This window comes from Fibrobacter sp. UWB16, assembly GCF_900215325.1.
In the GTDB taxonomy this organism is placed as follows: domain Bacteria; phylum Fibrobacterota; class Fibrobacteria; order Fibrobacterales; family Fibrobacteraceae; genus Fibrobacter.
Window position 1 is genome coordinate 1082021 of record NZ_OCMS01000001.1, and the last position, 16128, is coordinate 1098148.

At 49.5% G+C, this 16128-nt stretch carries 7 protein-coding genes; 2 read left to right on the forward strand and 5 right to left on the reverse strand.

Going from position 1 to position 16128, the window contains the following annotated elements; translation table 11 throughout:
- Positions 1 to 135: 135 nt before the first annotated feature.
- Together CRN95_RS04455 and CRN95_RS04460 are read right to left on the reverse strand one after the other, a co-directional pair.
- Positions 136 to 1410: a glycoside hydrolase family 13 protein gene (locus CRN95_RS04455; RefSeq protein WP_097020187.1), complete on the reverse strand. Its 1275-nt coding sequence runs from the start codon at positions 1408 to 1410 to the stop codon at positions 136 to 138.
- Positions 1391 to 3364: a 4-alpha-glucanotransferase gene (locus CRN95_RS04460; RefSeq protein WP_097020188.1), complete on the reverse strand. Its 1974-nt coding sequence runs from the start codon at positions 3362 to 3364 to the stop codon at positions 1391 to 1393. The genes CRN95_RS04455 and CRN95_RS04460 overlap by 20 nt, the downstream gene beginning before the upstream one ends.
- Positions 3365 to 4204: 840 nt before the next feature.
- On the opposite strand from CRN95_RS04460, the gene CRN95_RS04465 reads away from it, so the two are divergent.
- Positions 4205 to 6028, forward strand: coding sequence for a BatD family protein (locus tag CRN95_RS04465; RefSeq protein WP_235002872.1), 1824 nt, complete (start codon positions 4205 to 4207; stop codon positions 6026 to 6028).
- A 13-nt stretch (positions 6029 to 6041) separates the two neighbouring features.
- Positions 6042 to 6812 (forward strand): tetratricopeptide repeat protein, encoded by a 771-nt coding sequence (locus CRN95_RS04470; protein ID WP_097020190.1) that lies wholly within the window; start codon positions 6042 to 6044, stop codon positions 6810 to 6812.
- Between the two features lie 31 nt (positions 6813 to 6843).
- Here the strand turns inward: CRN95_RS04470 and CRN95_RS04475 are convergent, their stop codons facing one another.
- The 3 genes from CRN95_RS04475 to sprA form a co-directional block, all read right to left on the reverse strand.
- Positions 6844 to 7530, reverse strand: a complete 687-nt coding sequence (locus CRN95_RS04475) for a hypothetical protein (RefSeq protein ID WP_235002873.1) — start codon at positions 7528 to 7530, stop codon at positions 6844 to 6846.
- A gap of 291 nt (positions 7531 to 7821) precedes the next feature.
- Positions 7822 to 8889 carry a tRNA 2-thiouridine(34) synthase MnmA gene (gene mnmA / locus CRN95_RS04480; protein WP_088631099.1) on the reverse strand — a complete coding sequence of 356 codons (1068 nt, stop codon included), beginning with the start codon at positions 8887 to 8889 and terminating at the stop codon, positions 7822 to 7824.
- Positions 8890 to 8897: 8 nt separating this feature from the next.
- Positions 8898 to 16103 carry a cell surface protein SprA gene (gene sprA / locus CRN95_RS04485; protein ID WP_097020299.1) on the reverse strand — a complete coding sequence of 2402 codons (7206 nt, stop codon included), beginning with the start codon at positions 16101 to 16103 and terminating at the stop codon, positions 8898 to 8900.
- Positions 16104 to 16128: the final 25 nt, after the last annotated feature.

Consider the following 16128-nt stretch of genomic DNA (forward strand, 5'->3'; position numbering starts at 1 on the left):
TCCCTTAATAAGGCATTATACATACTAGTTGCGGGACAAAGATAGCAATTTAGTTATTAGTCGATAGTCATTAAATATTGAAAAAGGGGGATGAACACCCCCTAATTTCTGTTTAGCAAGCCCGTAACGCCCGGCTTATTTTATCTCAAATAATGAATCGGGCTTCGCCTCGGTAATCGCAAGCGTCAATTTCTTCTTGCCGAGGGTACGGACAATTTCCAAGCGCCCCGCGCTATAGGCAATTTCAAGCGAGCCATCACGCAGCACGCGTTCCTTATTACGGAGCGCAATCAAACCCTTTAAATAATCATAGACAGGCGCCTTCTGCATTTCCGCAAATTTATCCCACGGGAATGCCCGGCGATTGTCAGGATCCTTGCCCCCCAACATGCCGATTTCGTCGCCATAATATATACAGGGAGCGCCCGGCAAAAAGAACAACAGCGTAAGCGCAAGCTTCACGCGCTGCAAATTTGAGCACGGAAGTGACGCAAGCCGAATCGTATCATGGCTCCCAAGCAAGTTCATCGGCACGCCGAAACGCCCTTCCGGAAACGCATCTTGCAAGCGCTTTGCGAATTCTGCAAGTGCAATCGACTTTTCATCAAAGAGGTACGCAAGCACCGCCTTGCGCAAGGGGTAATTCATCACGCCGTCAAACTGGTCGCCCTGCAACCAGCGCGAAGGCTCGTCCCAGATTTCACCGACAATATACGCTTCCGGGTTAATCGCCTTGATACGGCGGCGGAATTCCTGCCAGAAGCTATCATCGTCAATCTCGTTCGGAACGTCGAGACGCCAGCCGTCAATGCCGCGCTTCATCCAATATTCGCCCACCGAGAAAAGGTAATCGCGAACATCGGGATTGTCGGTATTGAACTTCGGGAGCGCAGGGTAACCCCACCAGCAATCGTAATTGGGCTTGCCCGAATACGCGTGGAGCGGCCAGCCATGCACATGGAACCAGTCTACATACGGGGAATTCTTGCCGAGTTCCATCAAGCTGTTGAACTGGAAAAATCCGCGTGAGCAATGGTTAAACACGCCGTCCAAAATCACGCGAAGCCCAAGCTCGTGCGCCTTTTTGACAAGCTTGTCAAAATCCTTGAGAGTCCCCAAGACCGGGTCAATTTCAAAATAGTCAACCGTATGGTAACGGTGATTCGAATTGCTCTTGAAAATCGGGCAAAGATAAACAGCATTCACGCCGAGCGACGCAATGTATTCAAGCTTTTCGCAAATGCCCGCAAGGTTTCCGCCAAACATGTTTTCACGGGTTGGGAGCGTATCCCAATCCACAAACTTCCCGACCGCCTTGTACTTTGCACTACGGCAAAAGCGGTCCGGAAAAATTTGATAGAAAACGGCGTCCTTGACCCAGGCGGGAGCGCTAAATCTTCCAGAGGGCACGGGACTTACGTTCTTCGACAAGTTTGTTAATCTCCGAAATCAAGCCCGCATTGGCAAGCAAGTCCTCGACACTGCACGGTGTGCGATAAGTCCAGTTCTTGCCACCAACCGTTCCCGGAATGTTGACGCGTTCTTCCTTCGGGTCGCAATCAGAAAGCGATGCCGAAAGCGCAAAGTAGTCCTGGATTGGCGGGATGCAGAACAAACTATTTGCAGTAAACACATGCGACAAGATGTCGTGCACCACCGGCGGCGTAAGCTTTTCAGGGGCAACGCCCGGCAAGCCTGCATGAGACCAGTAGAAGCCCTTGTCAAAATCAGGTTCTTCCCAGAGACCGCGCAAGGTCGAAGTGTCGTGGCAGCTCGTTGTGCAAACGGAGAGACGCGGGTATTCGTCCATGCTGTAGTACGGAGAATACGGAACATTCCAGTTGCGGGCCCAGCGTTCAATACGCAGCGACATGATGTCGAGTTTCTTGAGCACGGTCGGCACGCACGGCGGCACAGCGCCAAGGTCTTCGGCACAAACGAGCATATCCGTTTCGTTGGCGAGTACAGACAAAAGCTTCATGGCATTCTGTTCCCAGAGTGCATTCTGAGCCTGTTCGTTCTGACCAATCAAATCGTGAAGCTTATCTTGTTCGTTCTGCGGGAGCGTAAAGAGCACCGGCTGGTTGTACCAGTACCAGTACGGGTAGAACGTATTTTCGTCACCCGTCGGGATAAACACGCGGTTCCAATAGACGCGGAGCAAGGAATCCTTGACTTCTTGCGGTTCGTCCAGCGAAAGAATTGCGCGTTCCGACAAGTATTCCGGCTTAATGACAAAGCGGTCGAACTTTCCCGGCAAATTTTCAAAATACAGAGAGATAAGCCTGTCCGTTTCCTTGCCGAGGAATTCGCGCAACTGGTCCACAGAGAAATTCGGACGACGCAAATATTCAAGCGTTTCGCGGTAGAATCCAGCATTGCGGAGCACATCCCAAGTGAGCGGGATGGACGGTTGGAAACGGCCCAAGATACCCGTCGATTCAGATTCAGGAATTGCCCAAATGCGGAAGAATCCGAGCACGTGGTCAATGCGGTAGGCGTGATAGAACTTGCTAGCCTGAGCCAAACGGCGGCGCCACCAGCCAAAGTCATCGGCTTCGAGAACGTCCCAGCGGTAAGTCGGGAAGCCCCAGTTCTGGCCACCGTAGCTGAACATGTCAGGAGGTGCACCCGCGCGGTCGGCAAGCGAAAAATACTTGCGGTCAAACCACACGTCGGCACTGTCTTCGTTGATGAGGATAGGCACGTCGCCCTTCAAGCGGAGCCCGAGCTTAGAAACTTCGTTCACGGCGGCGGTAAACTGGCCTTCAGCAGTGTACTGCATCCAAGCCTGGAACAGCACGTCCCTGTAGTTCTTCATCCAAAGCTTGTCGACATCGGCAGCGGAGGGGTTCTGGAACTTTTTCCAGTCTTTCCAGCTAGCTTCGTTGTTCTGCGCCTTGAGCGTACAGTAGACGCAATAGGACTTGACCCATGAATTCTTATCGATCCAAGCAAGGAGCTTCTTCGAAGCTTTCAGGACATCGTACTGATTATCAAAAATCTTGCGGAGGATGGCACGCTTCCATGTGGTAATGCGGTAGTAGTCCACACGTTCAATTTCAGCGAACTGTTCACGCGCCTTTTCGATTTCATGTTCGAGGACGGTAGCGCCTTCGACGGACTGCACGTTGATGAACACCGGGTTCAAGGCAAATGCGCTGCGGGCACTGTAAGGACTCGGCTCGGAGCCGGTATCGTTTACAGGCAAAAGCTGAATGATATTGAATCCGCAGAACTTGGCCCACTGGGCGAACGGAATCAAGTCCAGGAATTCGCCAATGCCAATGCTGTGCTTGCTGTGAAGACTGAAAAGGGGAACGGCTACGCCGGTTTGAAAGGAAGTTAAATCACCATATCGCATGCTTCAAATATAACTCTAATTTTGTAAAAGAATCTTTTAAATTGCTAGCAAATAAAAAAAGGCTCGGAAACCCGAGACCAATTCTTATTCTTAATCGTTCTTTATAGAATTAGGCACGCTTAGCGTACTTCTTAAAGCTCTTGATCAAGAGGGCGGCGAGAATGCAGTACATTGTTTTTGACTCCTTGTTTTGACGGCGCCAATATTAACAAAGTTTTACTAACACGTCAAGGTAATTTAGTATATATTTCGGCAACTTTTTTGGACATTTCGTCCATACCAAAATGTCGCCCCGCTCTTGTCACCCCGGCTGGAGCCTGCCCCGGACTGGTTCCGGGGTGCCGGGGTCGCCATACACATCTTCATAAAAAAGCAAAGCCACGGAAATTCCGTGGCGTCGCGTTCGTTAGTTGGAGAGAGAAAAATCTTTTTTCGATTAAGCGCGCTTAGCGTATTTCTTAAAGCTCTTAATCAAGAGGGCGGCGAGAATGCAGTACATTGTTTTTGACTCCTTGTTTTTGACGGCGCCAATGATAACAATTTTTTACTAACGTTTCAAGGGGGAAAAATATAAATTTGGGCAAATTTTTTGAAACGTGCATTTTGCAAATGTAAAAGCATGCGGGCGGGGCCCCAGCTCGGAGTTGCGAAGGCCGCACGGGCCCCTCCCTGCACCCTCCCCATCCTTGGCCGACGCTTTATTCTCTCGACGTTTTTCAACTTTTTTCATTTTAAAACAATATCTCGCAAATTCCATAAAAAGACTTATAGAACACAATTCTTGCAATTGTTCTATATATATTGCAATCTCCGGGGTGGAAATTTGGTAAATTATGGGCTATGAAACGATTTTTGCTTTTATGTCTCGGTTTAACAGCATTTGTAAACGCAAAGCCATCTCTTCAAGTCGATAGCGACCGCATCGAAGCGGGTCAGACATTCAATTTGCAGTTCATCGTTCCAACTCAGGAACTGCCGCAGAACAGAGGCGCGCTCCGCCTCGAAACACGCAACAACTTTAAGCTCCTCGGGCTCGACAGTGCCGATCAGGTAATGCGCCCGGACATGGACGATATTTTCAACTCGTTTTTCGGCGGTGGTGGAAGAGCCTACAAGGCTCGCGTCTATTCTTTCAAGATTAAAGCCCCGAAAAAGACGGGTACACAAGACCTCGGAACGCTTACCTGGATGATTAACGGTGAAGCCAACACCATCAGCAGCAAAATTCCGGTCAGCGTGCAGCGTTCCTACAACGATGACGCACTCGCCGTAAGCCTTACCCCGAGCAAAAAGTCCATTTACGAAGGCGAACAGTTCAGCGTCACCCTCAGCCTCCACACTTTTGAGCATTTCCAGGGCGGCCTCCAGGCCACCGACATGAGCACCGGCAATGATTTCATCGTCCACCGCAACGACCTCTCGAATCTGGATTTCAAGCCAGTCGAAGGCGCCCGTCGCGAAATGAAGGCATCCGCCAAATACGCATGGCTCAGCCCGACCAAGAGCGGTACGCTCCAAATTCCGTCCTTCAAGTTCAAGTACACCAAGCTCGGTGAACCCAAAGTTGTCGAAGAAAAGAAGCAAATGGGCGGCATGTCGTTCTCTAGCAGAAGCGTTAAACAGGAATCCATCGAAACGGAAACCTCCACCGCCCCGCTTTCCATCACCGTACTCCCGCTCCCGACCGAAGGCAAGCCCGCCGATTTCTCGGGAATGGTCGGTAACTACAGCTTTAGCGCCAACTTCGACCGCACAAACCTCAAGGTCGGCGAAGCATTGACACTCGCCATCAGCATCAAGGGCGACGGCACCCCGGGTACCATCACGGACCCGAAACTCCCCGACTTTAGCGAATTCCGCTCTGTTCCGCCCGAAAACAGCATCAACAAGAAGGTCAAGGGCAACAAGGTCATCACCTCGAAGGATATCAAAGTTTTCCTCTACCCGAAGAAAAAGGGAACTTTCGAAATCCCCGCCATTACATATTCCTGGTTCAACCCAGCTAAAAAGAAATATGAAACCACTTCGGCAGGCCCGTGGACTATCGAAGTTGAAAAGAGCGATGCCCCCGCAGAACCTATTTATCAAGCTCCGGTTTCCGCAGGCACTGGCACCTCGGCTCCTGTCGTTCAAAAGCAAGAAATTGAATTCCTAGGCAGCGACATCCGCTTTATCCACCCGATTACGGACAAGTCCGAATCTAGCGCCCCGCACAGGAGCGTGCTCTTCTGGATTCTGTTTGCAGCAGCGATTCCGTTCTACCTGATTGTGAACTTCGCCATCACACGCAAGCGTAAGCGCAACAGCAACACAGCTCTCGTCCGCAAGGGCAAGGCCAACAAGCTGCTCAAGGAAAAGTTCGCGAACGCCCGCACAGCCCTCAAGAACGGCGACGGCAAGGCTTTCTTCGCCGCACTTGAAAACGGCCTCATCGATTACCTCAGCAATTTGACGAACGTCGAGTTCAAGGGCATGACCCGCCCGCAAATGAAGCAGGAACTTTCAAAGCGTGGCGTCAAGGAAGAAACGATTGAAGCCATCAACAGTTGGCTTGAAAAATGCTCGTTTGTGCGTTTTGCTCCGGTCACAGCATCGACCGAAGAACAGTCCCAAATGCTCGCAGATGTCGAAAAGCTCTGCGAAAGCCTCGAAAAACTCAAGTAGCGTCGGTAAAAACATGAAGAACTTTAAGCAGATTATTTTGACGATCGCCGCAGCGCTCCTCCTCTCCTCCGCAGCAAGCGCTGCCGACAAATGCAACGGCCTCGAAGCCGGCACCAAGGCATATAACGAAAACGATTTTGAACGCGCAATTGACGAATGGCGCACATGCGTTGACGAAGGCATCGTCAATGCAGACCTCTATTACAATCTGGGTAACGCCTACTACCGCAGCGGGAAACTCGGCTTCGCCATTTTCTACTACAAATCGGCATTGCGTTTGCACCCAAGCGATGACGATATCCAGCACAACCTAAATTTCGCCCAGACCAAGACCCGCGACAAGGAAGGTGACGAAGAAGAGAACCCGATTCTCGAAGGACTCATGGATTTGCACCACGCGCTTTCGCTCAAAAGCCAGATGAACATTTCGCTCGTACTCTTCTGGGCAATTGCACTCGTGATTCTCGCCCGCCGTTTCGTGAACAGCAGCCGCGGCAAGAACATCTGCACAGGCGTCGTATTCGGTATGAGTGTTATTCTCTGCACGATTGGCGCAAGCGCTCTCTACAAAATGTACACGCTCGAAACAGACATCACAGGCGTCGTAACAGCCTCAAGCGCCGACGTGACGAGCGCCCCGAGCGACAAGTCGCAAACGCTCAACACACTCAGCGAAGGTACGAGCTTTGAAGTCATCGGCGAGCAAGGCAACTTTGCAGAAATCCGCCTCGGCGAAAAGATCCGCGGATTCGTCAAACTCAGCGAAGTCGGGATTGTGAAGTAATGCGGCTCAGCCGCAGTAGGCAGAACTTAGATTACAGCAAAGAATCGCTATACCATTCTCCAAAGTTTTTCACAGACGGAGTGTGACGGCCATTATCTTCACATTTCCATATTTCACTTTGAATAACTTCGCGCGTAATAGGAATATCTTCCTTTTGAACAAAGCCCTCTAAATCAGCAACCAAATACATAACCTGAGGTCCCCATGTTTCAAGAATACAATTTCCACCGGGGTGCACTACATTAATATAAATTTCATCAGCAGCAAATTTGCTTAATACCGCAAATGTTGGATTTTCGCCCATTTCCACAATAACAGCGTAGAATTTCATGTTTCCCATTTCTGACGCAAACTTTTTACTTAACAAAGGCGCAGTCTTGGGGAAACATTCCGCAATATTCTCTTCGGAAATAGATTTCAATGGAACTAGCAGTTCGTATTCGCCAACATAAGAAAACATGCTTTCTTCACATTTACTAGAAAAACCATACGCATTTATCGCTAACACATGGCTATCAAAACTTACGGAACTTTCGCCAGGCGCGGCAAACTGAGATATGTATTTTGAAAATGTAGGTTGATCCGTTTCCACAGATGAAGAACTTGCATTCTCCGATGAAGACGATGCAGCATCAACAGACGAAGAAGAGACTTCATCAGATGACGAACTAACGGGAATATCGGTTTCAGAATAAGGGACGTCAGATGAAGAACTCATCAGCGAACTAGAAGAAACGTTTGTGGGAGCCGGAGCAAAATTTACGCTAGAATCTCCGTCATCGGAGCATGCGCAAAACATCAATGAAGTAATCAAAGAGACTATAGATAATCTTTTCATAAACACATTTCTCTCTCCAGAAAATGTTTATAACCTTTTATAAATATAAATAAACAAGCTTTGAAGTCATCGGCGAACAAGGTAACTTTGCCGAAATCCGCCTCGGCGAAAAGATCCGCGGATTCGTCAAACTCAGCGAAGTCGGGATTGTGAAGTAATTAAAGATTTCAATTACACAATCTGGCCGCCGCCGAGGACCATGTCACCATCGTAAAAGACGGCACATTGGCCTGGAGTCACAGCAAAGAGCGGTTCGTCAAAGACGGCGACCGCCTTGTTCGTATCGACGACGGTAACTTCGCAGCCAACCGCCCGCTGGCGGTAACGCACCATGCCTTCGGCGCGGAACGTCGTCCCGATCTCCCGCGCACCGCCGTGCCATTCACAGTTCATCAAGTCAACACGGTCAAAGCAGACCGACGACTTGTCGCCCGTCACCAGAATATCGCCCGTTTCGGGGTCCACATGCTTCACGAACGCAGGCACGCCAATCGCCACGCCCAGGCCTTTGCGCTGACCGACCGTGTACTTATGGAACCCTTCGTGCGTATTCCACACTTTGCCCTTCTCATCCACGAAGCGGCCCGGGCGCGTCATCTCGCCAAAGCGGTCCTTCAAAAATTCAGTATACTGCGAACCGTAAATATCAAAGCAAATGTCCTGGCTATCGCCCGTCTTGGCGTTCACAAAGCCGTTCTGTTCGGCGATTTCGCGGACTTCGCTTTTCACGTACGTTCCAAGCGGCGTAAGCACATGATTGCGACGTTCATCGGGAACCCAAAACAAAAAGTAGCTCTGGTCCTTGCCCGGATCGCGACCACGCAAAAGCCTGCGCACGCCATTCACTTCTTCGATACGCACGTAATGCCCTGTCGCCAAGAATTCGGCGCCGAGCGATTTCGCGTAATCCATCATCCAGCCGAACTTGATAAAGCGATTGCAATAGCAGCAAGGATTCGGCGTACGCGCATGCGAAAAGTCCGCATGGCAGCGTTTCAAGACTTCACCGGTAAATGCGTCAGAGCAGTTTGCCACATGATGCTCGATGCCAAGCTTTTCAGCAATCATCTTCGCACGTACTACACTCGGGTCGTTTTCGGCATCGAAGGCGCCATCGACATCTGGCAAAACGCGGAGCGTCACGCCCACGACTTCGTAACCCTGCTGTTGCAAAAGAAGAGCGGCAACGGACGAATCCACGCCACCGCTCATGCCAACTGCGACTCTGGTTTTAGACATAGCGCATCCTAATCAAAACGCAACATCAACGCGAGTTCGAACTGGAGAATCTGGCGAATGTGAGCCGTCTCGTCATCCAGCTTTTCGTGAATCTGTCTGTATTCAATATAAGAACTCAGCGAAGCCATCTTGTTGAACTGGTACGATGCACTCGGACGGATAAACCATTCATGCGTTCTCGACGGAACCGTGCGTTCGGTCAACTTCAGCTTCGGCTTGTAAATGGTTCTCTCATCTTCAGGAATTCCTGAATCATAAGACCACTGCTTGAATATGCCATCCGTACCGGACTCCGCATTTCTCATATCGTAGCCATCTTCGTGTTCATATTCCTTGCGGATCGTCTTCTTGAAATCGTAACCGGCAGTAAGCTTCAAGTCAATATCGTTCTTGAGCTTAAAGAACCACTTCCAAAGCTGGAATCCCTTATCGAGCTTAAGCGGATAAGAAATCGAGAAATCATCGCCAATGTTAATTCCAAAGTCATTGTAGAGCGCAATCGGAATCCACGGAGTCTCCAGGAAGTAACGCATCGTATCCACGCAATTTATATCCGTAGACTTGGGCCAGCATGGGCTAGAAACGACTTCTTCCTTCGGGCGGCGATCAGTCGATTCAATCTTCATGCGAACGCTGTTTTCAATGCGCAAATTATTCTGCGTCAGGAACGTCACACGAATAAGCGGGTTGAAGTTCCAGACATAAGCCCACGAATCTTCAGCACTCTGGAACGGGCGTTTCACCACCGTACGAGAATAATCGAAGCGGCTGCTCAAGCTTACACTGCGGAAATTATTCAGCAACGAAATCTTCTGGGAAATGTTCGGAATAGCAATTCCAATGCCAAATCTCGGAAGCAACGTTGTCGTATCAATGTACAGCGGGTATTCACGAGACTGCGAGAATTCTTCCTTCCACTGGAAATCCGTCGTTACAGAGATATCCCAAATCGGCAAGGTGAATCCCGTCGAGATTTGCAACGAACGAGATACGGAATTGCGGAAACTTCCCTGGTAAACTAGCGTATCCACATGCTTATTACGGTACTGAGCAAAGCCCGTAAAGTCATCGCGGTCCGTAAGGCCCATGTTGCCGGTCATAATGTTCCAGAGGCCACGGCTACGATAGCCGTTTCCAAGGCCCAAACCATAGAGATAGTACTGGAACGGAGTCACGCCCTGTTCTTCGTACAACTGAGCAAGCGTAAAGTTTTCACCAATGGTGTTTGTACTTGCATTCCAGTTAAACTTGATTTCGCGCCACTTGAGCTTGTCAAAGAATCCGGCAACGGCATTGCTCTTGCCAAACAAGTTCGCAAGTTCGATAATCTTAAGCGTGGGTGTAAACTCAAATCGGTTCGTCTGCGAGATTGTCCAATAGTTCTTTTCATAGCTATTTGGATCATCGAAACTGAAATCATCCGGGATTGTCTTCTGCTGGTTGAAATCAGACGAGAACTGCATATTGAACGGGATAAACGGAATCAGCTTGGGGTTAAAGTTAATCCTGAACTGCTGATTTCTAGAACGTTCATTGCGGAGAATACCGTAGGCACGGCCATATTCACGATGTCCAACGCTATCGACTTTGTAGAACGAAGTCGTATCGTAGCGGATTTCATAAGTATCCGCATTCTGCATATCGATCGGAAGAGCCTCGCCCTTGGCGTTTGTCTTTGCAATCGTATCTACAGGAATAATGACAAGACTATCGCGAGAGATGTAGACCTTTCTGTCGGAATGATCGTGGTCAAAGATATAGCCGCTAGCAAACAGGCCACCTTCGTCGAACGAGAAGAAGTTTTCCTTCACGAACGCTTCACGGTCGCCACCGCCAAACATGTCACGCCTAATATTGATGGAATAGCTCGTCGAAAGGAAGGAGAGGATATTCCAGCGCATATTCAACTTATGGTTGAGTTCAGCGGTATAGGTCACCACCTTGTCAATTTGCGGTTCCACAAAGTCCGGATCACGGGTCTGGTTCACATAGCGTACATAGTTGAAGTCGAACAACGTCAAGTCAAACGTCTGCGGCCACGGTTCAAATTCCGTCTTGGAAAGGTCCTTGAGCCATGAGTACTTTTCAAGGCTTTCGAACGGCTTGAACTTGAACATGCTAAACGTACCCAGCTTATATTCAAGCACCGTGCGGTAAGAATAAGTGGAGTCGGCAGAAGTTGTGGCACGCCCTTCAGACTGGTGGTAAGAGTAACTGAACGCCGGACGTTCCAAGAATGTCTGCGACAGGAATTCGCCAAGCTTGGATTCGCTAGCCTTGTAATCCTTATGGAAACTGACACTAAAATTCAAGTCCTGTTCATAGGATTCATAGCCCTTAGATTCAGCATTATCCCTCAAGCGGTTTTCTTCGTCATCCGATTCCACGGCAAGTTCACCTTGGAACATATCACCCGTCAAATCGACAAAGCTGCTCTTCTTAAGAATCATGTCATCCGTCGGCTTCATGTACGGACGCTTCGTAGAGCTATGATACCCAAACGACATCGGGATGTGGAATCCAAGCGAATCATCCAGGAACTTGTTGAGAGCAATCGTAATGTCTGCCGAGACATCCAGCTGCGAAGCTGCCGTTGCAAGATCAGGCTTCGGAGAACGTCCAGAATTGGAAAGCGTTGCGAAGTCACCGTCCTGATAGCGGACAGCGCCCGAAAGCGAAATGAAATCGGCGAAATTCACCTGGCCGTTCACACGAGCGGCATAGCCCCATTCCGTATCCATTTCGGAAAGACGCAAGTCATTGATCCAGAATTCACCTTCAAGGTCCTTAGCAGAAGCCGAGGAATCCGCAATAATGACAAATCGAATCCAGTCGACCTTTGTGATGGACGGGTTACCAACCAAGCGAAGGCGTTCTTCTCTCTTGCCCTTGAGGTTTTTCACCACAGGTTCAAGATACGGCGGATGACGGCCACGCTTGAGATCCGAGAAGTCCACGAGGTCCATCGCGAAAGCGTTATCGATCCAGTTCTGTTCATGGCAATCCTGCACTCGGTCTGGAGAACAAGAAGACATATCCAGATTCACCGGACGGAAGCTCCATTCATAATAATCCGTAGAACCGTCCATGGAGCCTTCACCAAACTGCAAGGCAAAACGCACCGGAACAGATTCGGCTTCCGTCTTATAATGGATTTCCATCTTCAAGGACTTATACGTCGAGAAATTCTTCGTATCCGTTTCGAACAGTCGCGTCACACCCACTTCCTGGCCAGGGCTCATATTGTGGTAATTCAATACGAGAGCCGTTTCCTTGAGCGGGGCATTGGAATCTGCATCGCGTTCCGTCACCGTATTCGGAGATTTGTAATACGTCTTTGCATTTTCACGGTTGTTGATGGTCGAGACCTTGAGATAAGTCGTATCGCGAACCGATTCAGAAATATGATTTTCGGCACCGTTCACTTCGACAATCTGAGAATTCTCATTTGTAGACGTGCGATAGAAATCGGCAACCGTATTTTCTTCCCAAGCATTGCCCATAACGCCAAGGCTAACCACTTGCACCTTCGCTTCGGCCACACCCGGATTTAGCTTACCCAACCACATACGGGTAAACTGGGATTCGGCAAGGATTTCCTTATAGCTGCTTCCAGTCGGAGAAACAATCGTATCGTACTGGTTCAAAGGAATGGTCCACTTGCGCCAACCGTTCTTCAATCTTTCGATATAGGGAGAGTTCGTATCGGTGAGGTCAATACGGTAACGGACAAATCGAATATCCCTATCCAGAGAACCGTTCCTGTTAATATCTTCGGTATCGTAAGCACGTTCACCTAAGTTGCCTTCGGTTCCGTTAATGCTCTTGGGAGGATCACTTTCATCATCTAGATCCTTGAAGTCATCACCAGCAATATCGCGGACAGACGGATCGACTGTTCCATTGCCACGTTTCACGAGCGTCGAATCGCAACCGGCCACGCGGCAGTCCCACACGACTCTGCTTTCATCAGTACTAGTTTCACCATCAAGACCACGGTCATGCTGAGCCGTCGTCATACCAAGCTGGTTTTCACCATTGTACAGACCGTTAGGAGCATAACCGTTAACCGAAATATCTTCGCTGATAAGACCCAAGTCAATGAATATAGAACCAGAATTACCGCGAGCGACAATTTCAAGATTTTTCAATTCGCTCATGTCGTGATAATAAGAGCTGTTCGCACGCATGATACCGCCCCAGGAATTGCCCATGAGGTTATCATTCGGACGCAAAGTCATCTTGAGCACGGTTAGATGCTGGTTGTCGACATCGGAATTGCCAACGTTGTCGTAAATGTACTTGTAGAGTTCAGTGTTGTTGCTGTGCCAGATAAATTCGCCCTGATGCTTATAGTTCTGGTCTTCGATATAGGTTTCCAGATGCAGGGAATCGCCACCAGGAGGAGACGCCTGATACCAGGAAAGCCTAGACAACGGATACACAAGCCCCGTCGAAGTCGATTCGAAGTCTTCAACAAGTGCCGTCTGGTTCTGGCTCGTATTCGCATTATGGCGGCTAGCGGCAAATTCCGCTTCGACACGCCAATTCGAAGGTACGGTCGTATTGATGCCCGGGATTGCATTCACCAAATCCGTAAGGGCCTGCACAGAATCCTGCAAGCGAACGTTAAAGCCCCAAAGGAAGCTGGAATAAGGTTCATTGCCAAGCGTCGGGACTTCGGCAGTCGTACTCTGGCTCTTGTAGAGAGCGGTAATGCCAAACACAGAACCGGCACCAAAACCGTACAAATCAAGCGGCAGTTCAGCGCGAGCGCCCAAGAGCAATTTGTTGTCAATTTCAAATAAAGGTTCGCATTCGAACTTAACCTTGATTTCCTTGTTCGGGTCAAGGGCGCGTTCACTCAAAAGTTCAATCTGTCCAAGCTCGTAGTTGACTTCGTAGTCCGTTCCACGGATAAGCGTTGTAGAACCGGCAGTCACCTTTTCAGAACCTGGAGAAATATCCATGCAGTTGCCGCTATTGACAGAATAGCTGGAATTCGGGTCGCGAACACTGAGCATGGAATTACGGCGCTTACCAACAGATTCAAAATAGAAACGGTTCGTATAACGTGAAAGATTGTAAACCGGAAGCCTATAGAGCTGTTCCATAGCGGACGTCGTATCCAAATTGCGGAACGGTTCCAAGCAGTTTTCCTTGGCGCGGCTCATTTTTTCGGATTCGCTAGCCCCATCATACAGCTCCCAACGCCTACAAGGCACCCACATTTCGCCGGTATAGCTACCCGTAGAATCTTTCTTGAATATTGTAGCGTCGTTTATCAGAGGCGTTCCAGTCGTTGAATCAGCAAGGCCAAGCGTTTTCAGATAATTGCCCGAAATACCGGACTTGTTCTTCATGCGGAGCACAAAGCTATTTGCGCTAGCATCCGTAATACCGATGGAATAAACGTTACGAAGCATGAGTTTATCAATGTCCGTAAGTTCTCCGAGCGTTGCGTCCCATTGAATAAGGACGGCATCGCCACCATTACGCAAATCTATCCCCTTACGATCTCCATAACTATAGTTTGCCGCAATAAGCGTATTGCGATTAACGCCATTAATCTTCAGGATACCCGTTTTTTCATCATAGTCGTAGTCAAGGCGGGGAATTTCCACCATGCGGTCTACAACTTTTGTAATGGGCTTACCCTTTATCGGTGTATAAACGACAGAGACATTCTTGATGACATCGTCAGAAGTATTCAAGGAACTGCGCTTATAAAGCTTCAGGTCTTTCACCTTGTAATTCGAGGTGTGTCCACCATCAATAGCCGCTTTGATATAAGCGTCCCTCGCCTCGTGGTTCAAGAAGTAATAGCGGTACGCAAGGAACTGCTTATCCGTAACCTGGAATTCAGTGGTCGATTCATTAGCCTTGATGGAATATTCTTCTTGCTGACCGCCATCCTGGGATGCAATCGTCGTGAGCTTCCAGTCGCCAAGTTTCCAGTCTGCCTTGATACCGAAAAGGCCCTGATGGTTTTCAGAATAACCGGTAAACTCAGTACCCGTAAGCGAGAGGTTTGTCGTACCGGCTTCAACACGCTGCAAGATGTAATCTTCAAATTCGCCCTTGAACGATTCTTCGTAAACGACGCGAACTTCGTTCTGAGATCCGAGGCCTTCATCCACGTTCTTGATTTCAACCGTGATGTACGGTCCTATCTTACCCTCGACCATGAAGCTCGGGTTGTAGTCCAAGGACGGAGACGGCCAAAGACTCGTCTTGGTACTGCCCTCGGCATCGTCCTTTTCGCCATAGCCCTTGAAGCGGATATCCATGGAACCCTTCAGCATGAGTTTCGGCTTGTTAAAACCGAAGTCCTTCATCCAGGCCGGCATGTTCACCGGGATCGTAATATCGAATACAGAGCCGGTCTCGGGCGCTTCGTAACCACCATCGTTCTGGCCGACAAGGCCATTGAGCCAAAGGCGTTTGCGCCCAACATCGTACATGTCCGAAACGTAATCTGCCAGTTCAGGATAATGCGATGTCCAGAGCACCGTCGTATCCGTACGGGATACAGAATTCACGCGCTTTTCAGTCACGTCGATTTCACGGGTGGCCACATCAATATCGTGAGAGAAAATCTGCCCCTTCGAGGTATTCATCAACCCCGGACGCATGCCAATGCCACCCATCGGGAGGAGGCCGTCGAGCGGGGATGTAGACTTGGGCACCGGGATATACTTGATTGCCGGGGTCCATTCCTCTGAAGAAACTTCGCTAGCAGGTTCTACAGGCGTTTCTGCAGCTACCGTACGAGGTTCAGGCGTTGCCACCGGGGCCGCCGAAGACTTCGGCGCCACAGACGAAGACGACTTGGCGACAGAAGAAGACGACAGCTTGATTGCCGCAGAAGACAGAGCGGAACTCGATACAGGTTTCGCGGAGCTCGATGCCGGACTTACAGCGCTCGACACGGGCTTTGACGCAGACGAAACCGCCACAGACGGTTGAGACTCCTGCTTGGACGGCGCGGCACTTGAAGCTGGTGCTGCAGCACTCGATGCAGGCGCAGCACTCGAAGACGACGCTACAGAGGCAGTCGACTTTGGAGCGGGCACATCCTGGAAAAGTTCATCATCAAAAAGAGATTCATACGAGCTAAGCGTCCCATCTTGAGACCAGACGGAACTTACAGCTACAAAGCTGCATGCAGCAAAACCCCAAAGGGCGGATTTAAAAAACTTTCTAAAACGCAACGGTGTACAAAATACAAAAACGGGA

Excerpts from the sequence above, each read along its gene's own strand:
- CRN95_RS04460 (WP_097020188.1), bottom strand. The coding sequence starts at position 3,364 with ATGCGATATGGTGATTTAACTTCCTTTCAAACCGGCGTAGCCGTTCCC.
- CRN95_RS04465 (WP_235002872.1), top strand. The coding sequence starts at position 4,205 with ATGAAACGATTTTTGCTTTTATGTCTCGGTTTAACAGCATTTGTAAAC.
- CRN95_RS04470 (WP_097020190.1), top strand. The coding sequence starts at position 6,042 with ATGAAGAACTTTAAGCAGATTATTTTGACGATCGCCGCAGCGCTCCTC.
- CRN95_RS04475 (WP_235002873.1), bottom strand. The coding sequence starts at position 7,530 with ATGAGTTCTTCATCTGACGTCCCTTATTCTGAAACCGATATTCCCGTT.
- mnmA (WP_088631099.1), bottom strand. The coding sequence starts at position 8,889 with ATGTCTAAAACCAGAGTCGCAGTTGGCATGAGCGGTGGCGTGGATTCG.